The sequence below is a fragment of the Curtobacterium sp. MCBA15_009 genome (assembly GCF_001864895.1).
In the GTDB taxonomy this organism is placed as follows: domain Bacteria; phylum Actinomycetota; class Actinomycetes; order Actinomycetales; family Microbacteriaceae; genus Curtobacterium.
On the sequence record NZ_MJGO01000037.1, the window covers coordinates 601,849 to 627,003 of the forward strand.

Genomic DNA, 25,155 nt, shown 5'->3' on the forward strand with positions numbered 1-25,155 from the left:
TGATTCTCATTCTCATTTACGAATCGACAGGCCGTCGACGATCGCCGCGGTGTTCGACCGCATCATGCCGAGGTACGTCGAGGCGGCGCCGTCCTCGGTCAGCGACTCCGTCGCGAGCGATCGGACAGTCACGTGCACGTCGACCTCCTCGGCGAGCACCTCGGCCAGTCGTGCCGGCTGCGAGGCGTCGGCGAAGATCGTCGGGACCCCCGCCGTCTCGATCGCGTCGGCGAGGTCGCGCAGGTCCGCGGCGCTCGGCGAGGCGAGCGTCGTGCCGCTCGGGATCACCGCGCCGACGACCCGGAAGCCGAACCGGTCGGCCAGGTACCCGAACACGTGGTGGTTCGTCACGAGGGCCCGACGGTCCTCGGGCACCGTGGCCAGCGCGGTCGTCATCTCGTCGTCCAGGTCCCGCAGCTCGGCCAGGTAGGCGTCGGTGCCCGCCGGCTCGATGCCGACCGCGCGCAGGTCCGCGTCGAGCGCCTCGACGACGTCGACCATCCGTGCCGGGTCGGTCCAGAAGTGCGGGTCCGTGCCGCTGTCGTCCTCGGTGGTCCAGTCGAGCGCCTCGACGGCGTCGCCGGCGGTGGTCACGGGCACGCCGTCCTCCGCCGCGGCCTGCACGTGCCGGGCGACGCCCTCCTCGAGCCCGAGGCCGTTCTCGACCACCAGGTCGGCGCTCCGCAGGCGTGCTGCCTGCTGCGCCGAGACCTCGAACGAGTGCGGGTCGGCACCCGGCGGCATGAGCACCATGACGTCGGCCCGGTCCCCGACCACCTCGGACACGACGTCGCCCAGGATGTTCGTGGTCACGGCGACGAGGGGGCGGTCCGAGCCGGCGGCGGTGCACCCGGCGGTCGTGACGGCGAGCGTCGCGGTGACGACCACGGCGGTCAGCAGTCGCGTCGTCGCCCTCACAGCCCGACCTCCGCGAAGGCGGCAGGTGCGACCGGCAGCTCGAGGGTGCGGGCGACGCGGGCGTCGTCGGCGAAGTCGATCTCGTGCACCGTGCCGTCGGCGGGGTCGGCCAGGTACGCGCGCTGGGCGTCGAGCTGCAGCAACGGAGTGGCACCGGCGTCGATGAGGGGTTCGGTCGAGGCGGCTGTGCCGTCGTCCGGCGTCACGACGACCACCCGGCCGTCGGCGTCGACCCCGACCACGTGCTCGTCCTCGTCGTCCACGGCGACCACGGCGCGCAGCGGGCGCTCGGTCGGCACGTGGCGCCACGAGCCCTCGCGCACGTCGAGCAGCCAGAAGCCGGTGTCCCCGGCCAGCCCGGCGACCGTCGGACGGCCGGCGCGTGCGGCGAACGCCGTCGGACGCTCGGCGTCGCCGGGCCGGTCCACGAAGGACGTCTGCCCGGCGTCGTCGACGACGACCGCGCCGTCGGCGCAGCCCACCACGGCTCCTGCACGGGTCAGGATCCCGCCGGCCGGGTCGGTGCAGGCCTGCTCGCCGCCCGCTGCGGTGTCGACCGGGTGGCCGTCCGCGTCGAGCACCCGGACGGTGTCGCCCTGGGCGGCGACGAGCTGCTCGCCCACCGGCAGCAGGACCGTGGCGTCGACCCGTGCAGTCTCGTCGACCTCGCCCTGGCCGAGGGCCGCGCGGTCGAGCACCACGGCCTCGCCGCGGTCCGGCCACGTCAGCGTCGTCGTGGTCTCGGACGAGTGCACCTCGACCGGACCGCCGCCGTCGACGGTGCCGACGACGCGGGGCTCGGCAGCGTAGTAGTGCGTGTGGTCGCCGTGGTCGACCGTCCACGCGCCGCCGTCGACGATCGTCGTGCGGTCGCCGTCGCTCGTCACGAGGAACCGGCCGTCGGTGGCGGAGTGCTCGGGGGCGTCCACCCCGTCGAGCTCGGTGGACTCCTCGGTCAGCAGGTCGTGCAGCGCCGTCTCGCCGGTCGCCGACACGGCCAGGAGGCGCACCTGCGGCTCCTGGGCTTCGCTCGCCCCTTCGACGTAGCCGTGGGGACGTGCGCTCGCGGTCGCGTCGTCGGCCGACGGGGTGCCCGTGGAACAGGCGGTCACGGTGAGGGCCAGGCCGGTGGCCAGGCCGATGGTGGACAGGGGGCGCGCGGGTGCGCGTCGGGTGGTCGAGTGCGTCATGCTCCCTCTCGGTACGGTGCGGCGGATCGTGGTGCTGTCGGCGCGGCCGCGCGCGCCGGTGCCGGGGTCCGGGTGTGTCGCAGCGCGACGACGGCTGATGCGGCCGCTCGCGACGCGACGACGCTCGCGACGGCCACCGCGGCGATGCTCGCGCCCGCGGCGGTGCCGGCGTGCCACGAGACGAGCAGGCCGACGAGGACGGCGGCGGTGCCGATGCCGGCGCCGAGCAGCATCGTCGAGGCCACGTGCCGGGTCCACGCGCGTGCGGCTGCGGCGGGCGCGAGCAGCAGGCCGACGACGAGCAGGGTGCCGACGGCCCGGTACGAGGCGACGACCGCCAGGGTCACGAGGCCGATGAGCACGACCTCGGCCACCCGCGGGTGCAGTCCGAGCGTGGCGGCCTTGCGGGGGTCGAAGGCCAGGGCGGTGAACGGCCGGTGGAACCCGACCGCCACGGCGAGTGCCACGGCCACGGCGAGCGCGAGTCCGCCCAGGTCGGCGCGGGTGACCGCCAGGACGTCGCCGAACAGGATCGCGGTGACGTCAGTGGCGAACGAGCGCGAGGACGACACGATGATGACCCCGAGGGCGAGCATGCCGACGAAGAGCAGCCCGATCGAGGTGTCGTACGACAACCGGGCACGGCGGCGCAGTGCCCCGACCCCGAGGACCATGACGCCGGCGCTGACCGCGGCGCCGAGCACGGCCGGGATCCCGGTGAGGGTGGCGACCGCGACGCCGGGCAGCAAGCCGTGCGACAGCGCCTCGCCCAGGAACGCCATGCCCCGGACGAGCACCCAGGTGCCGACCACGGCGCAGAGGACCGCGGCCAGGGCGCCGCCGACGAGGGCGCGCACCATGAAGTCGACGGAGAACGGATTGGTCAGCCAGGTCACGGTCCGAGACGCTACATGAAAACGACTATCGATACTGATAGCGTGTTCAGGTGCCCTCGACCGCTCCGAACGACCTCCGGACCTCCGGCGTCCACCTCGACCGGGTGACCGCCGTCCGCGGTGACCGGACCGTCCTCGACGGCGTCGACGTGACCTTCGCGGCCGGGGTCGTGACCGCGCTCACGGGTCCGAACGGCTCCGGCAAGTCGACGCTGCTCGACGTGGTGGCGCAGGTCGTGACGCCGTCCGGCGGACGGGTGACGGGCCTCCCGGCCGACGGCGTCGCCTACGTGACCCAGTCCGTGCCGCCAACCACCCTGCCGCTCACCGTCCGCGCGGCCGTGACGATGGGGCGGTGGCGGCACCGCACGTGGTGGCGGCCCCTCGGGCGCGGCGACCGGGCCGTCGTCGACGCGCAACTCGAGCGGATGGCGATCACGGACCTGGCCGGCCGCCCGGTCGAGGAGCTCTCCGGCGGACAGCGGCAGCGCACGCTCGTGGCGCTCGGCCTGGCGCAGCGCGCGCGGGTGCTGCTCGTCGACGAGCCGACCGCGGGGGCGGACGCCGACTCCGCGGCGCTCGTGGTGGCGGCGCTCGCCGACGAGGCAGCCAGCGGCGTCGTGGTCGTGCACGCGGCGCACGACCCGGTCGCGATCGCCGCGGCCGACCGCGTCGTCACGCTCGGCTGACCCGCGTGCCGCCCGTCCGGGGCGGAGGGGCGGGGCTACTCGCTCCGGACCGCCACCGTCCTGCCGGTGGCCACCGATTCCTGGGCGGCGAGCACGACCGCCAGCGTCCGGAGTCCGACGTGCACGTCCGGCTGCGGCTGCTCGCCGGAGCGGACCGCGTCGACGAACGTGCGGAGCATCGCCGTGTCGGGGTCCGCTCCGTACCGCGACTCGATGGGCAGCCCGGTCGCGGCGGCGGTGCCCCTGGCAGCCGCGCCGAAGAAGTCGGTCGCGATCGTGCCGCCGGTGCCCGCGACGTCCAGGGTCAGCCCGCCCCACACCGCCGAGGTGTCCGGCGTGCTCCACGAGCAGTCGATGCCGGCGACGACGCCGTCCTCGTAGGTGACCGTCACGAGCCCCGCGGTCTCGGCCCGGGCGCGCGCGGCGTGCAGGGTGCGGTTGGCGACGGCCGTCACCGAGACGGGTGCCGAGCCGGTCAGGCCCTCGACCAGGTCCGCGATGTGCACGACGTGGTCGACGATCGCGCCCCCGCCGGACAGCTCCGGTTCGGTGAACCAGGACCGGGTGAGCGGGAGCATGCCGTTGTTCGCACCGCGGATCGAGAACAGCTGCCCGAGGGCGCCGGACTCGTGGGCCGCCCGGAGCCTGCCGAACGCCGAGGTGAACCGCACCGGGTACGCGACCATGAGCAGCACGCCGGCCGCCTGGACGGCGTCGCGCATCGCGATGCCGTCCTCCCACGTCGTGGCGAGGGGCTTCTCGCACAGCACGTGCGCACCCGCGGCCGCGGCGGCCTCGACGAGCTCCCGGTGCCGGGCGTTCTCGCTCGTCACGACGACGGCGTCCGGCCGCCAGGCCAGGAGCTCCTGGTACGTGTCGACGTAGGCGACGCCGAGCTCGTCGGCCAGGTCGCGGCCGCGCAGCTCGACGAGCGACCCACCGGTGCTGACGCCGTCCGGGTCGGAACCGCGCACCTCGACCCCGGGCATCGCGGCGAGGGCGGTGAGGTACCCGATCGCGTGGGTGTGCGCGAAGGACAGCACGGCGATCCTGAGGTCGGTCACGCGGGCACCTCGAGCGACACCGGCTGCCCGGTCCCGAGCGACTCGAGCGCCGCGTTCGCCAGCCGGACCGCCGCGACGCCGTCGTCCGCGCTCACCCGCGGGGGCGGACCCCCGGCGAACGCGGCGAGGAACTCGCGTAGCTCGGCGCCGTAGGGGTCGTCGGCAGGGTCGACCTGCGGCAGGAAGCCGTCGAGTGCCTCGGGCGTCGCCAGGTCGGCGACCGAGTCCTGCTCGGCGCGGGACGAGTGCGACAGGCTGCCGGCCGTGCCGGTCACCGAGTACTCCGTCGTGAAGCCGAGGTGCTGCGGCCCCCAGATCCCGGCGACGTGGGTGATCGCCCCGGACGCGTGCGTGAGGAGCACGTGCGCCGCCTCGACCGGTTCGGCGACGGTGCCGCTCCGCGTGCCGACCGCGGAGACCCGGACGACCTCGCCGGCGACCCAGCGGGCGACGTCGAGGTCGTGGATCATCTGGTCCATCACGATGCCCCCGGACAGTGTCCGGTCCGCGAACCACGGCGCGTGCAGCGGGAAGGCCCCGGAGCGGACGAACCGCAGCACCGCCAGGTCGCCGAGGAGGCCCGTGGTCACGGCTTCCTTGAGGCGCACGTACGCGGGGAAGAACCGCACCACGTGGGCCGGGTAGAGCTGTCGGCCGGCGTCGCGCGCACGCTCCGCCAGGTCCGCCGCGTCGGCGTCGGTGCGGGCGAGCGGCTTCTCGGACACGACGTCCTTGCCGGCGGCCAGCGCCGCGCGGACCACCTCGGCGTGCGTCGCGGTCGGGGTCACGACGTCGACGACGTCCACCGCGTCGAACAGCGCATCGAGCGAGTCCACGACGGTGATCGAGGACCCGGCGGCCGCGGCGTCGGGACCGAAGGCCGCGGCGAGCTCGTCGGCACCGCCCTGGGCTTGGACGACGACCGGGCCGAGGCGCAGCAGGCCGGGCAGGTGCGCACGGGCGATGCCGCCGGCGCCGACGAGGCCGATCCGGGGCGGGGTCGGGGGCATCGGAGCTCCTTCGCGGGGTGGGCCGGTCGACGGTGACCGGACGCGGCCATGCTAGCGAGCGGCGCGCACGGGTGGCCCTCGAGCAGCGCTGGGTCGACAGCAGAAGCGTGGAAAGGATTTTTCTGAGATAGTGGCACAAGTCAGAAGATCTGGCGTCGTTGTTCTGCGATCGGAAGGAGCGTCGTGACCATGAGCACCTGGCCGGCGCTGGAGTACGAGCAACTCGACTGGGAGCGGCGTGACGCCGACCATGGTCCACGAGCAGCTCGACGCAGCAGGGTGCGCGAACAGTACCTCGCCGCGGTGCCGCCGCACATCGCCGCGGCCGCACTCGAGCTGAGTGACGCCGTGGCGACGCTGGTCGACGAGGCCTCCACGGCGTTGGTGCGGTTCGATGGCGAGCTCGGTGGCGAGGTGGCGCCGTTCTCGTCGCTCCTCCTCCGGTCAGAGGCAGCGGCGTCCTCACAGATCGAACACCTCACGGCGAGTGCCCGACAGGTCTTCACCGCCGAGATCGGCGCCCCGGGCAAGCGCAACGCCACCGCGATCATCTCCAACACGCGCGCCATGCGGACCGCGATCGAGTTGTCCGACGAGTTGACCGCGGACACCGTGCTCGCCATGCACGAGGTGCTGATGGACGGAGACCCGCACCACGAAGCCGGAGCCTTCCGGCAGGAGCCCGTCTGGATCGGGACGGACGGACGATCCCCGGTCGGTGCCGACTACGTCGCCCCGGCCTGGCCACGGGTGCCGGCGTTGATCGACGACGTGATGACGTTCGCACGACGCCTCGACCTGCCGCGGTTGGCGCAGGTCGCGGTGGCACACGCGCAGTTCGAGACGGTCCACCCGTTCACCGACGGCAACGGGCGCACAGGGCGTGCTCTGCTGCAGGCGATGCTGCGCTCGAACGAACTGACCCGGAACGTCACGGTCCCCGTGTCAGCTGGGCTCCTCGCCGACACCGACGGGTACGTCGAGGCGCTGATGGCGTACCGCCGCGGAGACGTCGAGCCGATCATCCGACGGGTGGCGGAAGCGTCGTTCACCGCCATCGGGAACGCCGAAGAACTGGTGCAGGACATCCAGCGGATCCGCCAGGGCTGGCGTGATCGCGTCGACGCTCGGCGCGACTCCGGTGTCTGGGCCGCACTCGACGTCGTCGCCCGCCAGCCGGTGCTGAACGCGACGACGCTCGCTTCCCAGATGGGGATCGCCCCACGGAACGCCTACCCGCACCTCCAGAAGCTCGTCGCAGCGGGGGTCCTCCTGTCGAAGAACGAATACCAGCACGGGGTCCTGTACCGCAACGACGAGGTCCTGGCGGCGCTCGACGCGTTCGCCCGGCGGGCCGGTCGTCGCGGCTGAAGCGCGCCCGGGCTCAGGCGTCGAGCGCGCGCCGTGCGGCCGCCACGACCTCGGCGTCGGTGACGAAGTGCGCGGACCCGTCGTCGGCGCCGCCCATCGGCACCCCGTCGTGCGCGCTGTCCGCCGCGGGGCGCTTCGCGGAGAGGTGCACCGCGGCGACACCGGCGCGTACCAGTGCCGGGACGTCGTGCGGGGTGACGCCGGCGCCGGCCATCACCTGCACCGGTCCGGCCGCCTCGACCATGCGGGCGATGGTGACCGCACCCGCCGCGGCTGTGGGCGCGCCGCCCGAGGTCAGCACCCGCGTGAAGCCGAGGTCGGCGACCGTCGCCGCGGCCGTGACCGGGTCGATCGCGTGGTCGACCGCGCGGTGCAGCGTCACCTCGGCCGTCGCGCTGACCGAGCGTGCGGCGTCCACGAAGCGGCGCAGGGCGTCACGGTCGAGCGTCCGGTCCGCGCGGAGCGCCCCGACCACGACCCCCGCGGCGCCGGAGCGCAGGACGGCGCGGACCTCGCGCTCCATCAGCGCGATCTCGTCCGGCGTGTGCACGAAGCCGCCGGGGCGGCAGCGCACGAGCGCGTGGGCGGGGATGCCGGTCTCGTGCGTGGCCTCGACGAGGGCCTGGGACGGTGTGAGCCCGCCGAGCTCGAGGCCGACGCAGAGTTCGACCCGGTCGGCACCGCCGTCGCGGGCGACGACCGCGCCCGCGGGTGAGGTGACGGCGATCTCGAGGGCGACGGGGGCGGTGGTCACGCGATGGCTCCGAGCGGTTCGTTCGACGGCGGGATGATCCGGGCGCCGAGGTCGGGCGCCGACGGGAACACTCGATCGTAGGGGAACAGGGGCCGCTCGATCCTGTGGTGCCCGAGCCGGAGCAGGTCCTGGTCGACGCCGCCGGGGGTGAGCGCGAGCATCCAGTCGGCGGCCATGTCGAACAGTTCGGGTTCGAGGTACCCGATCTTCACGACGACCACGTCGGCGCTGCGCGGGTCGAGGTCGAGGTCGGTGAAGTCGTGCTCGTGGTGGTACGGCTTCCGCAGCGTCGTCAGGATCGCGAAGACGCTGCCGACCTGCAGCACGACCTCGGTCTCGGCGTCGCGGTCGCCGTGCTTGATCGCGTGCACCCGGCCGGTCATCGTGACCGGACCGGCGTGGACGTCGTCGACCGCGGCACCGGCGGTCACGGTGACCGTGGCTCCCACGCCGGCTTCCACCGCCGTCGCCACCGCCTCCGGACCGGGGACGCTCGCGTACAGGACGGTCGGGCCGTCGGCCGCGGCGAAGGCGGGGTTCGCGAGCACCTGCGTCAGCCCCCACGACATGTCGCCCGAGCCGCCGGCGGTCGGGTTGTCGCCGGAGTCGGAGACGAAGAACGGCCGGGCGGCGCCGGGCGCGAGCGCGGCGGCGATGCACTCGTCGAACGTGCCGGTCGGGGCGACGAACGCGAAGTCCTCGCGGGCGTCCCAGAAGGCGCGCGCGAGCCGTTCCGCGCCCGCGGCGACGGCCTCCGCTGACCACCCGGTGACGACGGTGACAGCGCGGTCGCGGGGCTGGTCGGCCCAGGCGTAGCCGACCCAGATCGCGGCGTCGAGCACGCCGTCGGTCCGCTCGACCTCGGCCACCTGCGCGTACACCGAGGCCGCTGGCTCGATGCGGGTGGAGGTCTGCTCGCCGGGCAGCAGCACCGGGATCGGGACCCACGCCTTCACCGGGCGCTGCGCACCGACCGGCCGTTCGGTGAGCACGTCGACCAGGTTCCGGACGGCGCGCTCCTTCGTCTCGAGGGCGTCCTCGTGCGGGGCCATCCGGTAGCAGGTGACGAGGTCGACCTGGTGGGCGAGCTCCGCGGTGACGTTGCCGTGCAGGTCCATCGACGCCGACACGACCACCTCGGGGCCGACGACCGCGCGGATCCGGCCGAGCAGGTCGGCCTCGGCGTCGTCGAGGCCCTCGACCACCATCGCGCCGTGGATGTCGTACCAGAGACCGTCCACCGGGCCGATCGCCTCCAGCCGCGTGACGATCTCCGCGGCGAGCGACTCGTACGCGGCACGGTCCACGATCCCGCCCGGCAGCGCGTGCCCGATGAGCGCCCCGCGGAAGTCGGCGCGTGCCGACAGCGGACCGAGGAAGTCGTACCGCGCCACGACCTCGTCCCCGCGGTCCGGGTGGAACGCCGGGGCGAGGGTGCGGGTCGGCGTGAAGGTCGAGGTCTCGATGGCGAGCCCGGCGATCGCGATGACCGGGCGGCGGGTGGCGGTGGTCTCAGACACGGACGCTCCTGTTCCTGGTGGTGGACTGCGGGATGGGGGCGGACCGCTCCTCGAGCGAGGCGGCCAGGCCGCGCTGCAACGCGAACTGCCCCGCGCCGACGAGTCCGGCGTCGGCGCCGAGGGACACCGGCTCGATGGCCAGGTGCTGCGTCATCAGCGGGTGGCAGCTCTCGTAGAGCTGGCTGCGCACCGCGGCGATGAACGGGTCCAGGGTGGACAGGATGCCGCCGAGGTAGACGGCGTCCGGGTTGAAGAAGTTGACGTTGGCGGCGAGGACCTCGCCCAGGTAGCGCCCGGCGAGCCGGACGGCGCGGGTGGCCTCGGGGTGTGCGTCCGACGCGAGGCGGACGACGTCGGCGGTGGAGGACACGTCGACCCCGGCCCCGGACAGGATCCGGACGAGCGCCGCACCGGAGGCGACGGTCTCCAGGCACCCGGTGTTGCCGCAGGAGCACGGGGTGTCCCCGGCGGCGTCGATGCGCACGTGCGTGATGTCCCCGGCCGACCCGGTCGACCCGCGGTACAACCGCCCGTCGATGACGATGCCCGCGCCGATCGCCGACCCGGCCTTGATCGTGATCGTCTGCCGACGGCCCGGGTCCTGCACGGTCTGCTCGCCGGCGGCCATGCAGTTCGCGTCGTTGTCGACGACAGCCGGCAGGCCGAACCGGTCGGACAGCCAGGCGGCGACGGGGAAGCCGTTCCAGCCGGGCATCCGGCTCGGCAGGTCGACGACCCCCGCCTCGACGTCGACGGGGCCGGGCAGGCTCAGGCCCACGCCGCGCAGTCCGGCGCGGCCGCGCTCGTCGGCGAGGCGCTCGAGCAGCGCGGCGAGGCGCTGCAGGCCGGCGGTCGGCCCGTCGGAGAGCGCGAAGGGCACGTTCGCGACGGACTCGAGCGCGCCGCCGGGCAGGACGATGCCGATCCGGACGTGGCCGCCGCCGACGTCCGCGGCCACGGCGTACTCGTCGGCCCCGCCGATGCGGAGCACCTTGCGCGGTCGGCCGCCCGTCGAGACGTCGGTGCCCTCCTCTGCGAGGACGCCGTGCGACAGCAGGTGGGCGACCACGTGCGACACCGTCGACGGCGCGGCACCGAGGAGCTTCGCGATCTCCGTCCGGCTCGCCGCCTGACCCGAGGCGACGAGTTCGAGGACGCGGGCGCTGAGGTCCGGCACGACTTTCTCCAATCCGGGCGGAATGCCGGTCGACCCGACCGAACACCCGGAGCCTAACCGGCGGAACGCCCCGTTCACCCTTTCCGCCGTTCCGCAGAAACGCAGTTTTTACACGAACATGTTTGTTTTTCCAACGCCTTTGGCCATTGACTGTGTCCGTGCCGCTCGGCACGCGTGCTCCACCTCCGAACGAACGTCCACACAAGGAGACACCGCATGACCAAGCCCCGCCGCTGGGCGCTCCTCACCGGAGCCGCGATCGCCGTGAGCGCGCTGCTCGCCGGCTGCTCCGGGGGCGGCACCGCGTCCCCCGGGTCGACCGACGAGATCGACTACGCCCTCCCCGCGAACTTCACGCCGAACTGGATCCTGCCGATCGGCACGGCGGCGCACCTCAACACGAACAACGGCTCGATCGCGCAGTCGCTGTACGAGCCGCTCGTCGCGTACGACGGCTCCACCGGCAAGATCGCGTGGAACAAGGCCGGCTCCGTCGCGACCGACGCCGCGTTCGCGAAGGACGGCAAGAGCGTCACGATGACGCTCGGCGACCGACACTGGTCCGACGGCGAGGCGATCACGAGCCGCGACGTCGAGTTCTGGTTCAACCTGATCAAGGCCAACAAGGACCAGTGGGGTTCGTACTCGAAGGGCAAGGCGCCGGACAACTGGAGGTCGTTCAAGGTCGTCGACGACACGCACTTCACCATCACGTTCGACAAGGCCTACAACTCGGACTGGATGCTCGCGAACCAGCTGAGCCACATCATCCCGCTGCCGCAGCACGCCTGGGACAAGACGAGCGCGAGCGCGAAGGTCACCGACGCCGACGAGACCACCGCCGGCGCGGAGCAGGTGTGGAAGTACCTCAACACCGCCGCCGGCAAGATCTCCGACTACGCCACCGACGACCTGTGGAAGACCATCTCCGGCCCGTACGGCGTCAAGACCTTCACCACGGCCGGCAAGGTCACCCTGACGGCGAACAAGAAGTACGACGGTGGCGAGGAGCCGTCGATCACGACGGTCAACCTGCTGCCCTTCACGACGGCCGACGCCGAGGTGAACGCGGTCCGCTCGGGCGAGGTCGACTACGGGTACATCAACGCCACCGACATGGACCAGGAGTCGTCGTTCACGGCGAAGGGCTACGAGGTCGAGCCGTGGACCGGCTGGGCGATCACGTACATGCCGTACAACTTCAACAACCCCGACATGGGCGCCGTCTTCAAGCAGCTGTACGCCCGCCAGGCCGTGCAGATGTCGATCGACCAGGAGTCGCTGTCGAAGGTCGTCTTCAACGGCACCGCCACCTCGACCTACGGCCCGATCCCGCAGGCGCAGGAGTCCGACTACGTCTCCGACGTGCAGAAGGACAACCCCTACCCGTTCAGCACGTCGAAGGCCAAGGAACTGCTGACCAGCCACGGCTGGCAGGAACAGGGCGGCACGATGGTCTGCACCGACCCGGGCACCTCGGACAGCCAGTGCGGCGAGGGCGTGGCGGACGGCACGAAGTTCACCATGAGCGTCCTGTCGCAGTCCGGCTCGACCGTGACCGACAACATGATGAGCGCGATCCAGTCCTCGCTCGCGAAGACCGGCATCGGCTTCGAGATCAAGACCGCCCCGGTGTCGAGCGTGCTGTCGCAGACCCCGACCTGCACCTCGGACCAGGCGAGCTGCGACTGGGACCTGTCGTTCTTCGGCACCGCGGGCAGCTGGTACTTCCCGGCCTACCCGACCGGTGAGTCGCTGTTCCAGACCGGCGGTTCGGCGAACTTCGGCAGCTACTCGAACAAGCAGGTCGACGAGCTCATCGACGCGACCACCACCTCGACCGACGCCAGTGCCGTGCAGGACTACAGCGCCGCGCTCGCGGAGGACCTGCCGGTGATCTGGCTGCCGAGCCCCGACTACCAGATCTCGGTCGTCAAGAAGGGCCTGTCCGGGTTCGACCAGGACTCGCTCGCGAACTTCCACCCCGCCCAGTGGAAGTGGAACAAGTAGGAACGTGACCATCCCAGGAGGCGCGGTGCGGGTCCGCCCCGCACCGCGCCTCCCGGGATCACGCAAGAACCGACCATCGGAAGCCGCATGACCACAGCTCTCTCCCTCACCAGGCGCGTCCTGCAGGCGCTCGCGGTGATCCTCATCGTCACGATCGTCGTGTTCTGCCTGCTGCACGCACTGCCCGGCGGCCCCGCCCGCGGCGTGCTCGGCGTCTCCGCGACCCCCGCGCAGATCGCCCAGTTCAACCAGGCCCAGGGGCTCGACCAGGCGCTGCCCGTGCAGTACCTGCGGTTCCTCGGGCGGCTGGTCACCGGCGACCTCGGAACCTCGTACACGCTCAACGAGCCGGTCTCGCAGCTCATCGCCGAGCGCCTGCCGAAGACCCTCGTGCTCACCGGCATCTCCGCGGTGCTCGGCCTCGTCATCGCGATCCCGGTCGGCATGCTGCAGGCGGCCCGCCGCAACGGCCCGGTCGACTACGCCGCGACCGCCCTGGCGTTCGTCTTCTACTCGACGCCGGCGTTCTTCCTCGGCCTCGTGCTCATCATCGTCTTCAGCCAGCAGCTGCCGTGGCTGCCGTCGCAGGCCCCGAGCGGCACCACCCTGGCCGAGGTGTTCCAGGACCCGGCCGGGCTCGTCCTGCCCGTGGTGACCGGCGCGCTCGCGATGATCGCGGTGTTCAGTCGCTACATGCGGTCGGCGACGCTCGAGAACCTGCAGGAGGACTACGTGCGCACCGCGCGGGCCGGCGGCGCCTCGACCGCGACGATCCTGCGGCGGCACGTGTTCCGGAACTCGCTGACGCCGGTCGTCGCGATGCTCGGCTACTACCTGCCGGTGCTGTTCGGCGGCGCGCTCGTCACCGAGCAGCTCTTCAACTACCCCGGCATGGGGTTGCTGTTCTGGAACGCCGCGCAGTCGTCGGACTACCCGACCCTGCTCGGCTGCGTGCTCGTCATCTCCGTCGCGACCGTCATCGGCACCCTGCTCGCCGACGTCGTGCAGTCGTTGATCGATCCCCGAGTGAAGGCAGACCGCGCATGAGCGCCGCGACACGCATCGATACTGCGTCCACCAACGACGTGATGGGAGCCCGCGCATGAGCGCCGTGTCACGCATCGACACCGCGTCCACCAACGACGTGATGGGAGCCCGCGCATGAGCGCCATCCAGATGGCCCCCGACGCCCCGGGCGCCCCCGTCACCGTCGCGGCCACCGGGTTCCGGCTCGCCGCCCGTCGGTTCCGCGGCAACACCCTCGCCGTGATCGGGCTCGCCGTCATCGTCGTCATCGTGCTGTTCTGCTTCGTCGGCCCGTTCGTGTACCCGACCGACCAGACCCACACGCTGCTCGAGCAGGCCGACCAGGGCCCGAGCGCCGCGCACTTGCTCGGCACCGACGCCGTCGGCCACGACGTCCTCGGCCGCCTCATGTACGGCGGCAAGGTGTCGCTGATGGTCGGCATCGCCGCCGGGGTGTTGGCCACGGTGATCGGCACGCTCTGGGGCTCCGTCGCCGGGTACGTCGGCGGCTGGGTCGACGCCCTGATGATGCGCGTCGTCGACGCTGGCATCGCGATCCCGGCGCTGTTCATCCTGCTCGTCATCTCGGCGATCGCGAACCCGGGGGTCGGCGGCCTCATCGTCATCCTCGGCCTGGTGTCGTGGCTCGTGCCGTCCCGTCTCATCCGCGCCGAGACCCTGACGCTGAAGAACCGCGACTACGTGCTCACCCTCCGCGCGATCGGCGGTTCGCACGCCCGCGCCATCGGCAAGCACCTGCTGCCGAACTCGGTGTCGACCATCGTCGTCGCCGCCACGTTCCAGGTGGCCGACGCGATCCTGCTCGTCGCCTACGTCTCGTACCTCGGGCTCGGCGTGCAGCCGCCCGCGACGGACTGGGGCGGCATGCTCTCGGCGGGGCTCACCGCCGCCTACTCCGGACACTGGTGGCTCATCGTGCCGCCGGGTCTGGCCGTGATCCTGGTCGTCTGCGCGTTCAACGCCGTGGGCGACGGACTCCGGGACGCCTTCGACGTGAGGGGCCGCTGATGACCACCGAACCGATCCTGCGGACGACCGACCTCGGCGTCACCTTCCGCACCGAGTCCGGCACCGTCGACGCCGTGCGGGGCGTGTCCCTGCAGGTGGCCCCGGGCGAGACGCTCGCCCTGGTGGGCGAGTCCGGCTCCGGCAAGTCCACCGTCGCGCTCGCCGCGATGGGCCTGCTCTCCGGCAACGCGACCGCCACCGGCAGCGTCGAGGTCGCCGGCCGGCAGGTCGTCGGCACGGCCGAACCGGTACTGCGCGCGCTGCGCGGGTCGACGGTGTCGATGGTGTTCCAGGAACCCGCGACGGCCCTCGACCCGCTCACCCGCATCGGCGCGCAGATCGCCGAGGTCATCCGGAACCACCGCACGGTGACCGCCGCCCAGGCCGCGGCCGAGGCCGTCGACCTGCTCCGCCGGGTCGGCATCCCCGACCCGGCGCAGCGCGCGCGGGCGTTCCCCTTCCAGCTGTCCGGCGGACAGCGGCAGCGGGTCGTCATCGCGATGGCGATCGCGAACGGGCCGGAGCTGCTCATCGCGGACGAGCCGACGACCGCCCTCGACGTGACCGTGCAGGCCGAGATCCTCGAGCTGCTCCGGAAGCTCGCCGTCGACACCGGCACGGGCGTCCTGCTCGTCACCCACAACATGGGCGTGGTCGCGGACTTCGCGGACCGGGTCGCGGTCATGCTGCAGGGCGAGATCGTCGAGACGGGCGGCGTCGAGGACGTCCTGCTCCGTCCCGAGCACGACTACACCAAGCGTCTCCTCGCCGCGGTGCCGCGGCTCGACGTGGCCGGGGACCGTCCGCCGGCTCCCGTCACCGACGCGCCGACCGGGACGGACGGGAGGCCCGGCGCGGCCCCGGTGGTCGACCTGCGGGACGTCTCGGTGACGTTCGGGCGCGGGGCGCGCGCCGTCCACGCGCTCGCCGGCATCGACATCGCGGTTCACGCCGGTGAGACCGTCGGCCTGGTCGGCGAGTCCGGGTCCGGCAAGTCGACCGCTGCCCGGGTGGCGCTCGGGCTCGTCAAGCCGACGTCCGGCGCGGTGTCGCTCTTCGGGCAGGACCTGCGGACCGCGAAGGGCCGCGACCGCCGCGCACTGCGGTCCGGCATCGGTGTCGTGCTGCAGGACCCGGTGGCGTCCCTCGACGCCCGGATGTCCGTGGCCGAGTGCATCGCGGAGCCCCTCGCCGTGCACCGTCGCGGGACGTCGTCGGCCGACCGTCGGCGTCGTGTCGACGAGGTGCTCGACGCGGTGCGGCTGCCCCGCTCGCTGGCCGCACGCGCGCCCCGGGAGCTCTCCGGCGGACAACGCCAGCGGGTGTCGCTCGCTCGGGCCCTCGTGCTCGAGCCGCGGCTGCTCGTCGCCGACGAACCGACCTCGGCGCTCGACGTCAGCGTGCAGGAGACCGTGCTCGAGGTCCTGCGCGAACTGCAGGACGACCTCGGCTTCGCCTGCCTGTTCGTCTCGCACGACCTGGCCGTCGTGCAGCACCACGCCGAGCGCGTCGTCGTGATGCGCCAGGGCGTCGTCGAGGAGCAGGGCCCGACCAGCACGACGCTGCTGCACCCGACGACCGACTACACCCGGCGGCTGCTCGCCGCGGTGCCCGTGCCGGACCCGGTCCGGCAACGGCAGCGCCGCGCCGAGCGCCTGGCGACCCTCGCGGCGGTGGACGCGTGAGCGACCTGCTCGCCGGTGTCGACGTCGGCGGCACGAACACGAAGGTCGTCCTCACGACGACGGACCTGCGGGTGGTCGACCGCGTCGACCTGCCGACACCCGCCCACGCGGGTGGGGCGGCGATCGTGACGGCCGCGCTCGCGGCGGTGACGGACCTGCTCGACCGGCACCGGGCCTCCTTGGCGGGGGTCGGGGTGGGCGCGGCCGGCGTCGTCGACCAGGCCACCGGCACCGTGCTCGTGACGGGCGATTCGTTCACCGGCTGGGCGGGGTACGGCGTGACCGACGCGGTGACCGCGGCCCTCGGCGTCCCGGCGACCCTGGACAACGACGTCAACGCGTTCCTGCTCGGCGAGGTCGCGACCGGCGCCGGGACGGGGGCGCGCGACGTGCTCGGGATGACCCTCGGTACCGGCGTCGGCGGGGCCCTCGTGCTCGGCGGTCGACTGTTCGCGGGCCCGCACGGCGCCGCCGGCGAGATCGGACACGTGCCCGGGTTCGGCGACGCCCGCTGCACCTGCGGGCAGGTCGGCCACCTCGAGACCATCGCGGGTGCCCGGGGCATCGCGGACCGCTACGCCGAACGCTCCGGCCGACGGGTCTCGGCCCGCGAGGTCGCCGCAGCCGCCCGGCTCGGCGACCCGGACGCCGCGGCGATCTTCGTCACCGCCGGACGGGGACTCGCCCGCGCGGCGCTGCTCACCGCGGGGATCCTCGACGTCACCACCGTCGTGATCGGCGGGGGCATCGCCCGCTCGTGGGACCTGCTCGAACCCGCGATCACCGCCGCGATCGCCGCCGAACCGCCGGTGAGCGGCGCGACGATCCGGCTCGCGCAGTCGACGCTCGGGTCGGACGCCGTCGCGCTCGGTGCCGCGGCGCAGGTGCGGGCACTGGTGCTCGCGGCCGACCCCGTCGAGGGCGCCCGGTGGTGACCCGGCTCAGTCGACCCAGACGACGGTGCCGCTGAGGTCGTGCAGCGCGGCGGCGACGCCCGCCCGGAGCGCCCGACCGGCGCGGTCGTCGGTGAAGGTCGCCGGGTCGTAGTGGCTCGAGGGGCCGAGGCCCTCACCGCGGAAGCCCCCGCCGGTCCAGTCCGCGGCCGTCACGTTCGACGTGGGCTCGGCGATCTCCGCTCCGAGCACCAGGAACGGCTGGTGCAGCGCCGTCGGTGAGACGGCCGCGACGGGGTCGACCATGTCGTTCCCGACGCTGACGACGAGGTCGGCGCCCTCGTGCACCGCGCGGGACACGGCGGCGATGCGGTCGTCCGGCGTGGCCGCCTCGACCTCGGTCACGGTGACGTCCTCCGCGACCGCCCACGAGTCGACCGCGTCGACGAGCGTCCGCGCCGCCGCGCTGTCGCGGGTGTCGCCGCGGTCGGACAGCAGCACCACCCGGTAGTCGGCGGGCGGGTGCACGGCCGACCAGGACCCGGGTGCCGGGGTGATGGTCGCCTCGGGAGCCGGCGGGTGGTCCGGGTCGGAGAACCCCGTGCCGAGGGTGCCGGCGGTGGCCCGCGGCGCCGGGCCGGCGTCGGTGCCGTCGTGCGACGCGGTCGCGCAGCCGGCGAGCAGGGCGGCGACCGTGCCGGCGATCGCGACGGCGGTCAGGGTGCCCGTCGTCCGGGCTGCGGGGCGGGTCACGGGGATCTCCTGGTGCGGGTGGGACGCCGGCGGTGGGGCACGGGGCCGGGGCGGACGCGACCATGCTGACACGGCAGGGGTGCCCGACGGGCCGGGCGGGGCACCTGTCCGGGTGCCGTCCCGCTCCTGGTCACCGGCTGTTCACCTGCCGGTCGTGCGCGCGCCGCATCGTCTGCCCGGTGACCCGTACCCCCACCTCGCTCCTCCGTGCCCCGCTCCTCCCGGCCCTGCCCGCCCGGATCGTGGCCGCCGTCGTGCTCTTCGCGGCCGTCGTGTTCGGCGTGCTGGCGTCCGCCGGCCCGGCCGGTGCGCACGGCTTCAGCTCGGTCGTGTACGCCCACGTGACCTCGTCCGGGCCCGAGGTCGTGCACGCCGAGCTCGGCCTGGAGTACGACCTGATGCTCGTGTCCGTCGCGACGAGCGAGCACGACGACCCCTTCCACACGCAGGGGCAGCAGGCCTGGGACGACGGGGACTTCCCCGCGATGGTGTCCGCCGCCGAGGAGCACGCCGACGCCCTCGGGTCGTACGTGTTCGACCGCTTCTCGGTGACGTCCGGCGGTCGGCCCTGCACCGGCGAGCTCGACCCGACGATCACCGTCGACATGCAGGACGAGGTGCCGTACGCCGAGGTCGCCGCCGACTTCACCTGCCCCGCGGCGGGACACACCGAGTCCGGGCACGTCGTCACCTCGACGCTGTTCCCCGACGACGAGTCCTTCGTGCGGGACACGAAGACCATCGTCACCTACGACGTCGACGCGAAGCAGGGGTCGGCGACGCTCGACGCGTCGCAGCCGTCGTTCTCGACCGAGCAGTCGGCGGGGGAGCGCTTCTGGGAGTTCTTCCGCCTCGGCGCCGAGCACCTGCTGTCCGGGATCGACCACATCCTGTTCCTCGTCGCGCTCATCGCCGGCTCCCGGCGCCTGCGCGAGGTCGTGTTCACCGCGTCGGCGTTCACCATCGCGCACTCGATCACGTTCATCCTGGCCGCGCTCGGCGTGGTGAGCCCGCCGGCGATCGTCGTCGAGCCGCTCATCGCGCTGTCCATCGCGGCGGTCGCCGGCTGGTACCTGTGGCGGCTCTGGCGACGCCGGTCGCGCGCCGACGAACTCGTCGTCGGCGAGCACGGGCACTTCTCGCTCGACCGCGCCGGCTGGACGCGGCTGGCCGTGGTGTTCGGCTTCGGGCTCATCCACGGGCTCGGGTTCGCCGGTGCCCTCGGCATCCACGAGGCGTTCTCGTGGCAGCTGCTCGTGTCACTGCTCGTGTTCAACATCGGCATCGAGGCGGTGCAGCTCGCGATCATCGTCATCGTGTTCCCGCCGCTGTCGCTGCTGCGCCGGAAGGCCCACCGCGTCTCGCTCTGGGTGACCGGGGCCGTCACCGCCGGGGTGTTCGTGATGGGGATGATCTGGTTCGTCGAGCGGCTCGCTGCCGGCTGACCCCCGCGGTGCTGCGGTGACGCGAGCCGATCCGGGGCGAATCGACACTCAGCGTTCACCAAGGCGTTCAGCAGGCCATGCAGAGTCGCGTGTGCTGCACCATCCCCACGTTTCGAGAAACGGACCACCATGAGTCTCCTGTCCGGCGCCCCTTCGCGGCGCAGAACCACCACGCTCCGCATCGGCGGAGCGGTCATCGGGGCCGCGCTCATCGCGGGCGCCTCGGTGATCGGCACCGGGGCCGCCTCGGCGGCGCCGACCTCGCCCACCTCGAACATCTCGACGGGCGGCCCCATCCACATCCTGCTCGGCGTCGGCGCGACCGAGAGCCAGCGCATCGCGTCGTGGTACTTCCCCACGAACGTCGCGCAGTCGCTCGAGATCCAGAAGACCGCCGACATGACCGGCGGCGTCTTCACCGACGCGAAGCAGACCATCGCCGCGTCGAAGGCCGCGAACACCGCGGTCGACACGAGCACCACCGACTCGAACACGAAGAACCTGCCCGGCATCGCCGCCGAGTCCGGCTACATCAACGCGCACGCGACGATCTCGGACCTCGAGCCGAACACCTCGTACACGTACCACGTGGGTGCCGCCGACGGTTCGGCGTGGTCGGCGTCGTACACGTTCACCACGAAGAGCTTCTCCGGGGACTTCGACTTCCTGTTCTTCGGTGACCCGCAGATCGGTTCGTCGGGCTACGTCGACGACGACGGCGCGGGCTGGGCGAACACGCTCGACTACGCCACGAGCACCGAGCCGGACGCCGAGCTCCTGGTCTCCGGCGGCGACCAGATCGAGCACGCGAACAACGAGTACGAGTGGGGCGCCTTCGCGGACAGCAGCGACGTCCTGAAGCGCTACCCGTGGGCCTCGACCATCGGCAACCACGACGTCGGCGGCAAGGCCTACGAGCAGCACAACCAGGTGCCGAACTCGCTCAAGGTCCCCGACTTCTACCCCGGTGGCAACTCGACCGCGAACTCCGGCGGCGACTACTGGTACATGTACAAGGGCGTCCTGTTCATCGACATCAACTCGAACGCCTACTCCGGCGGCTCGGACGCAGCGCACGTGAACTACGTCCGCGACGTCATCGAGCGCCACGGCGAGGACGCCAAGTGGACCGCGCTGGTCTACCACCACTCGATCTACTCGCCGGCCGACCACGCGAACGACAAGGACAACCAGCAGCGCCGGTTCGACTTCACCCGCGCGTTCTCGGACATGGGTGTCGACATCGTCCTGCAGGGCCACGACCACTCGTACTCGCGCAGCTACGCGATCAAGAACGGCAAGAAGGCCAACAAGAACGAGCAGCCCGCCGCTCCTGACGTCTTCTCCGGCCCCGGTGGCGTGATCTACATCACGGCGAACTCGGCCTCCGGCTCGAAGTACTACGACCTCACCACCCCGGACGCCACCCAGGGCGGTTACGGCGCCGACCCGCTCGACCCGACCGGCAAGCGCCACTTCGCCAACTCGGTCGAGAACCAGGAGCACGTCCGCACGTTCGTCAAGGTGTCCGTCACCGACGAGAAGCTGAACGTCGAGAACATCCGCGCCGGTGACTGCAGCACGCTGAACTCCGCCGTCGTGCACGGCAACGTGCCGGACTGCGGCGTCACGCTCCAGCCGACCGCCTCGGCCGACCCGGCGCCCATCGGCTCCACGGTCGACGCGTTCAACCTGCACGCCGAGCTCCCGGCGACCGCCACCACCCTCGCCGTCTCGGCAGCCGAGCAGACCTTCCGCACGGCGAAGCCGGCCACGGTCACCGCGACGGTCTCCGGCGGCATCGGCACCCAGCAGGGCACGGTGACGTTCTCGGACGGCAGCAAGGTCCTCGGCACCGCCGAACTGCAGGGCGGGAAGGCCAGCCTGGTCCTGCCGAGCACGCTCGCGATCGGCGGGCACGCGATCACGGCATCGTTCGTCAACGCCGACTCGACCTTCTCGGGCACCGACTCGAAGACGGCGAAGGCCACCTCGGTCACCGTCACGAAGGCCCCGTCGCGCACCGCGATCAAGTACAGCGGCACGAAGGCGACCGTCCAGGTGAAGGCGACCGGCTTCACGGTCGACGGCACCGCCCGGATCTACCAGGGCACGAAGCGCCTGGCGACCGTCACCGTGGAGAACGGCAAGGTCACCACGACGATGCCGCTGCAGAAGGGCACGCACAAGCTGCACGCCGTCTTCGCCGGCACGAGCGAGCTCACCGAGAGCTCCAGCCCGGTCGTCGCGGTGGTCGTCAAGTAACCACCACGCACCAGCGAGGGCCCCGCGACTCCGGTCGCGGGGCCCTCGTGCGTGTCACGGTCGGGCCCAGGCTCCGATCGTGACGAGCCACCCCACCAGCGGAGCGGCCACGAGCACGATGCCGACCACGACGAGCAGGACGCGGAACGCGGAACGCCGGAGCGTACGCGCCGCAGACGGCGACCACGATGACAGCCACCGGTGTGCCGACGGCGGCGACGACGAGCAGGGTCAGGAACGTCGTCATGTCCGGGGCGAACCAGACGAACAGGTCGACCGCCGCGACGAGCAGGCCCACCACGGTCCCCACCATCGCCACGGCGAACTCGCGGTCCCCCCGCGGCCGTCCGGTCTCGGCGGCGTCGCCCGCTCCCGCCGTCGTGTCGATCGCTGCTGCACGTTCCCCGTCGTTCCCCATGCCGGCGAGTGTGCCACACCGACCACGCCCTACAGTGGTGCGCGTGGAGGGACGGGGGAGCGGCGCCGTCCCGCACGCCACCGGGGCCCTGCGCCGCGTGTTCGGCAGCGCGTGGTTCATCGGGCTCCTCGCGACGCTCGCGACCGCCGTCGGCAGCGGCGTCCCCTCGTACTGGAACGACGAGGCCGCGACGCTCCGGCTCGCCCGCCTGCCGGTCGCCGACATGCTGGCCTTCGTGCAGGAGAAGGACGCCGTGCACGTCGTGTACGCGTTGCTCGTGCACGGTTGGATCGCCGTCTTCGGCGAGTCCGAGGTGGCCGTCCGGGCGCCCTCGGCGATCGCGGTCGGGGTCGCCACCGCCGGGGTCGTCGTGCTCGTGCGGGAGCTCGGGCAGCCGCGGGCAGCGGTCGTCGCCGCGGTCGTCTTCGTCGTGCTGCCGCGGACGTCGTTCAACGGCACCGAGGCCCGCTCGTACGCCCTGACCACCGCGCTCGTCACCTGGGCGGCGGTGTGGGCGCTCCGTGCCGGACGCAACCGCGGCGCCGGGCGCTGGACCGTGTTCGCGGTGCTGACCGGGCTCGCGGCGGCCACCTTCGTGTACGCGCTGCTGCTCGTGCCGGCGTTCGTCGCGCTGGCGCTGCTGCACGGGCGCGTCGACCGTCGGCGGCTGGTGGCGCTCGCCGTCGCCGTCGCGGCCGCCGTCGTGATCGCGGCGCCGGTCCTCGTCACCGCGGCGTCGCAGGGTTCGCAGGTCGGGTGGCTCGCGCACCAGCCCGTGAACGCCTGGACCGTCCTGGTCGAACCGTTCGCCGAGCAGGCCTGGTGGCTCGCGGCCCTGCTGACCACGATCGTCGTGGTCGTCGGGGCGCGGCGAGCACGACGGCCGTGGGTCGCACACCGCCGGACCGTCCTGGCGCTGGCGCTCTGGCTGCTGCTGCCCGGAGCGGTGCTCGTCCTCGGCAGCCTGCTCGTGACGCCGGTGTACACACCGCGGTACCTCAGCATGAGCACCCCCGCCGCGGCGGTCGTCGTCGGGCTGGCCGTCGCCGGGGTCCGGCGCACCGTCGCGTGGGTGCTGCTGGCCGCGGTGGTGCTCGCCGCGGCGCCGGCGCTCGTGACGATGCGCACCCCGCTCGGCAAGCCGGCGGGCACCGACCTGCGCGGCATCGCGCGGACGCTGCAGCACGAGGCGCGGCCGGGGGACGGGTTCCTGCTCGCCGACGGCGGCACGGTGTCGCTCCGGCCCCGCGTGGCGCTCGCCGCGTACCCGGACGCCTTCGCCGGGCTCGACGACGTCGCGTACCGCGGGTCCTACCGGACGACGGGCAGCTACTCCGACCGGCTCGTCGGCACCGCGGCGTTGCGCGACCGGCTGCGGTCCGAGCAGCGGGTGTGGCTCGTCGTGCCGGACGCGGGCGACCGGGAGCTGCGGGACGCGCTCCGGGCCACCGGCTTCGCTCCGGCGCACCGCGAACACGTCGCCGGGGCCGAGATCACGCTCTGGACCCGCTGACCGGCGAGCCGGCCGGGTTCACCGGTCGGCGTCGCGCACCAGGGTCTCGAGCACGCTCACGTTCACGGGCCCGAGGATCCGGGCGCTGACCCGCCCGCGTCGGTCGAGCACGATCGTCGACGGGGTGGCGTTCGGCGCGGCCGAGCCCGAGAAGGCCAGCTGCACGGGCGCACCGTCGACGTCGAGCACGGTGTCGTAGGCGACGTCGTGCCGGCGGACGAACGACTCGGCGGTGCCGGCCGAGTCGCGGACGTTCACCCCGAGGAACGCCGCGTGGTCGCGCTGCCGCGTGCTGACGTCGTTGAGGTCGGCCGCCTCGACCCGGCAGGGCACGCAGCCGGCGAACCAGAAGTTGAGCACGAGGGCCTTGCCGCGGAACTGCTCCGCGGTGACGGTGTGCCCCTGCAGGTCGCGGGTGGTGAACACGACCGGGTCGCCGCGGTGCGCCGCCGGGAACTCGCTCACCGCACCGTTGCCGGACACGTAGTTCTTCGTGTCGCCGGCCTTGTACTGGCTGACCAGGCCGTCCGAGTCGGTGCACCCGGCGAGCAGCGCGGCTGCCGCGACGACGGCGAGCACGGCGACCGGACGGATCCTCATGCCGCCATCCTAGGTCGCCCTGCACCCCGCATCGTCGGTCGAAGTGCGGACTGGTGTGCCCCTCGAACGGGGGGCGATGATGCTGTCCAGTTGCACACCGCAACGGGTCAGGTCCCGCTCCACCCCGACAGAGGAGTCGTCATGCAGAAGCCCATCGTCGCCGCGTTCGCGGCGCTCGCCGTCGTCACCGCCGGCGTGCTCACCGCCGCACCCGCATCGGCCCTGCCCGCCAGCACGAAGGTCGTCGGCGGCGAGAAGGCCCCGACCACCTCGTGGGCCGTGCAGCTCGAGGCCTCCGGCGGGTCCATCCCCTCCGGCTACGTCAGCAACTGCACCGGCGAGCAGATCAACGCCTCGTGGATCCTCACGGCCCGGCACTGCATCGACGGCATCGGCGCGATGAACGTCTACCACTCGAACTCCACCACCAACCGGGGCACGGCCGTCGCCGTGGACCGCGTGAGCGCCTCGCCCGCCGGTGACATCGCGCTCGTGCACCTGCGCACCGCGTACGCGCTCTCCACCTACGCACCGCTCGACCTCACCGCCACCGCCAAGTCGAGCGGGACCGGGACCATCCAGGGCTACGGCCTCCGCGCGAACGCGACGCAGTCCGACGGCCTGTACCAGGCGACCGTCTCGCTCACCGGGGCGAGCACCGACGCGTACAGCGGCCGTGCCCAGCACCTCACCGGCGTGACCGGGGCCTCGAACCACGGCGATTCCGGCGGCCCGCTGCTCGTCAACGGCAAGGTCGTCGCGGTCTGCTCGACGGGCGACAGCGCCGACCCCGGCGCGGACACCAAGGCCGGCTCCAACTACGCCCTGCTGTCGCAGGCCTCGTCCTGGATCCGCACCACGGCCGGCGTCTGAACCAGGTGACGGACAGGAGGCGCGGGGCGGGCCCGCACCGCGCCTCCCGTCCGTCA

The 25,155-nt window shown here is 72.9% G+C and carries 21 protein-coding genes; 11 read left to right on the forward strand and 10 right to left on the reverse strand.

Annotated elements, in window-relative coordinates; genetic code table 11:
• Positions 1-12: 12 nt before the first annotated feature.
• Genes BIU97_RS11320 through aztB form a run of 3 tightly spaced genes read right to left on the reverse strand, consistent with a single transcriptional unit; the run spans position 13 to position 3,004 of the window.
• Positions 13-918, reverse strand: a complete 906-nt coding sequence (locus tag BIU97_RS11320; RefSeq protein WP_071257973.1) for a metal ABC transporter substrate-binding protein — start codon at positions 916-918, stop codon at positions 13-15.
• Positions 915-2,108, reverse strand: a complete 1,194-nt coding sequence (locus BIU97_RS11325) for a hypothetical protein (protein ID WP_071257971.1) — start codon at positions 2,106-2,108, stop codon at positions 915-917. Before BIU97_RS11325 ends, BIU97_RS11320 begins: the two co-directional genes overlap by 4 nt.
• The gene (gene aztB, locus BIU97_RS11330; protein ID WP_071297680.1) at positions 2,105-3,004 is read right to left on the reverse strand and encodes a zinc ABC transporter permease AztB; all 900 of its coding nucleotides are present in this window, start codon (positions 3,002-3,004) and stop codon (positions 2,105-2,107) included. Before aztB ends, BIU97_RS11325 begins: the two co-directional genes overlap by 4 nt.
• Before the next feature lie 50 nt (positions 3,005-3,054).
• Between aztB and BIU97_RS11335 the strand changes: the two genes are divergently transcribed.
• On the forward strand, positions 3,055-3,693 hold the full coding sequence (locus BIU97_RS11335; RefSeq protein ID WP_254782963.1) for an ATP-binding cassette domain-containing protein: 639 nt from the start codon (positions 3,055-3,057) through the stop codon (positions 3,691-3,693).
• A gap of 35 nt (positions 3,694-3,728) precedes the next feature.
• Here BIU97_RS11335 and BIU97_RS11340 read toward each other — a convergent pair whose 3' ends face one another.
• Together BIU97_RS11340 and BIU97_RS11345 are read right to left on the reverse strand one after the other, a co-directional pair.
• Positions 3,729-4,757 carry a Gfo/Idh/MocA family protein gene (locus BIU97_RS11340; protein ID WP_071257966.1) on the reverse strand — a complete coding sequence of 343 codons (1,029 nt, stop codon included), beginning with the start codon at positions 4,755-4,757 and terminating at the stop codon, positions 3,729-3,731.
• A complete protein-coding gene (locus BIU97_RS11345) occupies positions 4,754-5,767 on the reverse strand; it encodes a Gfo/Idh/MocA family protein (protein WP_071257964.1) in 1,014 nt (337 codons plus the stop codon). The genes BIU97_RS11340 and BIU97_RS11345 overlap by 4 nt, the downstream gene beginning before the upstream one ends.
• A gap of 189 nt (positions 5,768-5,956) precedes the next feature.
• Here BIU97_RS11345 and BIU97_RS11350 point away from each other — a divergent pair, with 189 nt between their 5' ends.
• Positions 5,957-7,138: a Fic family protein gene (locus BIU97_RS11350; protein ID WP_071257961.1), complete on the forward strand. Its 1,182-nt coding sequence runs from the start codon at positions 5,957-5,959 to the stop codon at positions 7,136-7,138.
• A gap of 13 nt (positions 7,139-7,151) precedes the next feature.
• Here BIU97_RS11350 and BIU97_RS11355 read toward each other — a convergent pair whose 3' ends face one another.
• From BIU97_RS11355 to BIU97_RS11365, 3 genes are read right to left on the reverse strand one after another with little or no spacing between them, the layout of a single operon-like run.
• Positions 7,152-7,892, reverse strand: a complete 741-nt coding sequence (locus BIU97_RS11355; protein ID WP_071257959.1) for a copper homeostasis protein CutC — start codon at positions 7,890-7,892, stop codon at positions 7,152-7,154.
• Positions 7,889-9,412 (reverse strand): M81 family metallopeptidase, encoded by a 1,524-nt coding sequence (locus tag BIU97_RS11360; protein WP_071257957.1) that lies wholly within the window; start codon positions 9,410-9,412, stop codon positions 7,889-7,891. The genes BIU97_RS11355 and BIU97_RS11360 overlap by 4 nt, the downstream gene beginning before the upstream one ends.
• Complete coding sequence (locus tag BIU97_RS11365; RefSeq protein ID WP_083404720.1) at positions 9,405-10,589, reverse strand: ROK family protein; 1,185 nt, start codon at positions 10,587-10,589, stop codon at positions 9,405-9,407. Before BIU97_RS11365 ends, BIU97_RS11360 begins: the two co-directional genes overlap by 8 nt.
• Before the next feature lie 216 nt (positions 10,590-10,805).
• Here BIU97_RS11365 and BIU97_RS11370 point away from each other — a divergent pair, with 216 nt between their 5' ends.
• The 5 genes from BIU97_RS11370 to BIU97_RS11390 all read left to right on the forward strand — a co-directional run bounded on the left by BIU97_RS11370 (position 10,806) and on the right by BIU97_RS11390 (position 17,274).
• Entirely contained in the window at positions 10,806-12,599 is a 1,794-nt protein-coding gene (locus tag BIU97_RS11370; RefSeq protein ID WP_071257956.1) for a peptide ABC transporter substrate-binding protein, read from the forward strand.
• An 87-nt stretch (positions 12,600-12,686) separates the two neighbouring features.
• Positions 12,687-13,646, forward strand: coding sequence for an ABC transporter permease (locus BIU97_RS11375; RefSeq protein ID WP_071257954.1), 960 nt, complete (start codon positions 12,687-12,689; stop codon positions 13,644-13,646).
• Positions 13,647-13,760: 114 nt separating this feature from the next.
• Entirely contained in the window at positions 13,761-14,654 is an 894-nt protein-coding gene (locus BIU97_RS11380; RefSeq protein ID WP_071257952.1) for an ABC transporter permease, read from the forward strand.
• Positions 14,654-16,339 carry a dipeptide ABC transporter ATP-binding protein gene (locus BIU97_RS11385; RefSeq protein WP_071257950.1) on the forward strand — a complete coding sequence of 562 codons (1,686 nt, stop codon included), beginning with the start codon at positions 14,654-14,656 and terminating at the stop codon, positions 16,337-16,339. The genes BIU97_RS11380 and BIU97_RS11385 overlap by 1 nt, the downstream gene beginning before the upstream one ends.
• On the forward strand, positions 16,336-17,274 hold the full coding sequence (locus tag BIU97_RS11390) for an ROK family protein (protein WP_175472086.1): 939 nt from the start codon (positions 16,336-16,338) through the stop codon (positions 17,272-17,274). The genes BIU97_RS11385 and BIU97_RS11390 overlap by 4 nt, the downstream gene beginning before the upstream one ends.
• A gap of 6 nt (positions 17,275-17,280) precedes the next feature.
• On the opposite strand, the gene BIU97_RS11395 is transcribed toward BIU97_RS11390, so the two are convergent.
• A complete protein-coding gene (locus BIU97_RS11395) occupies positions 17,281-17,985 on the reverse strand; it encodes a hypothetical protein (protein ID WP_083404719.1) in 705 nt (234 codons plus the stop codon).
• 179 nt (positions 17,986-18,164) lie between these two features.
• Here BIU97_RS11395 and BIU97_RS11400 point away from each other — a divergent pair, with 179 nt between their 5' ends.
• The 3 genes from BIU97_RS11400 (at position 18,165) to BIU97_RS11415 (ending at position 23,626) form a co-directional block, all read left to right on the forward strand.
• On the forward strand, positions 18,165-19,430 hold the full coding sequence (locus BIU97_RS11400) for a HupE/UreJ family protein (protein ID WP_254782964.1): 1,266 nt from the start codon (positions 18,165-18,167) through the stop codon (positions 19,428-19,430).
• A 129-nt stretch (positions 19,431-19,559) separates the two neighbouring features.
• The gene (locus tag BIU97_RS11405) at positions 19,560-21,695 is read left to right on the forward strand and encodes an Ig-like domain repeat protein (RefSeq protein ID WP_071297681.1); all 2,136 of its coding nucleotides are present in this window, start codon (positions 19,560-19,562) and stop codon (positions 21,693-21,695) included.
• 461 nt (positions 21,696-22,156) lie between these two features.
• Positions 22,157-23,626 (forward strand): glycosyltransferase family 39 protein, encoded by a 1,470-nt coding sequence (locus BIU97_RS11415; RefSeq protein ID WP_071297683.1) that lies wholly within the window; start codon positions 22,157-22,159, stop codon positions 23,624-23,626.
• Positions 23,627-23,644: 18 nt separating this feature from the next.
• On the opposite strand, the gene BIU97_RS11420 is transcribed toward BIU97_RS11415, so the two are convergent.
• A complete protein-coding gene (locus BIU97_RS11420) occupies positions 23,645-24,226 on the reverse strand; it encodes a TlpA family protein disulfide reductase (protein ID WP_071257932.1) in 582 nt (193 codons plus the stop codon).
• Positions 24,227-24,367: 141 nt separating this feature from the next.
• Between BIU97_RS11420 and BIU97_RS11425 the strand changes: the two genes are divergently transcribed.
• On the forward strand, positions 24,368-25,099 hold the full coding sequence (locus BIU97_RS11425) for a S1 family peptidase (RefSeq protein ID WP_083404716.1): 732 nt from the start codon (positions 24,368-24,370) through the stop codon (positions 25,097-25,099).
• Positions 25,100-25,155: the final 56 nt, after the last annotated feature.

What these genes read in the sequence shown, in the direction of transcription:
- BIU97_RS11325 (WP_071257971.1), bottom strand. Translation starts at nt 2,108, where the DNA reads ATGACGCACTCGACCACCCGACGCGCACCCGCGCGCCCCCTGTCCACC.
- BIU97_RS11345 (WP_071257964.1), bottom strand. Translation starts at nt 5,767, where the DNA reads ATGCCCCCGACCCCGCCCCGGATCGGCCTCGTCGGCGCCGGCGGCATC.
- BIU97_RS11350 (WP_071257961.1), top strand. Translation starts at nt 5,957, where the DNA reads ATGAGCACCTGGCCGGCGCTGGAGTACGAGCAACTCGACTGGGAGCGG.
- BIU97_RS11370 (WP_071257956.1), top strand. Translation starts at nt 10,806, where the DNA reads ATGACCAAGCCCCGCCGCTGGGCGCTCCTCACCGGAGCCGCGATCGCC.
- BIU97_RS11375 (WP_071257954.1), top strand. Translation starts at nt 12,687, where the DNA reads ATGACCACAGCTCTCTCCCTCACCAGGCGCGTCCTGCAGGCGCTCGCG.
- BIU97_RS11380 (WP_071257952.1), top strand. Translation starts at nt 13,761, where the DNA reads ATGAGCGCCATCCAGATGGCCCCCGACGCCCCGGGCGCCCCCGTCACC.
- BIU97_RS11385 (WP_071257950.1), top strand. Translation starts at nt 14,654, where the DNA reads ATGACCACCGAACCGATCCTGCGGACGACCGACCTCGGCGTCACCTTC.
- BIU97_RS11405 (WP_071297681.1), top strand. Translation starts at nt 19,560, where the DNA reads ATGAGTCTCCTGTCCGGCGCCCCTTCGCGGCGCAGAACCACCACGCTC.
- BIU97_RS11420 (WP_071257932.1), bottom strand. Translation starts at nt 24,226, where the DNA reads ATGAGGATCCGTCCGGTCGCCGTGCTCGCCGTCGTCGCGGCAGCCGCG.
- BIU97_RS11425 (WP_083404716.1), top strand. Translation starts at nt 24,368, where the DNA reads ATGCAGAAGCCCATCGTCGCCGCGTTCGCGGCGCTCGCCGTCGTCACC.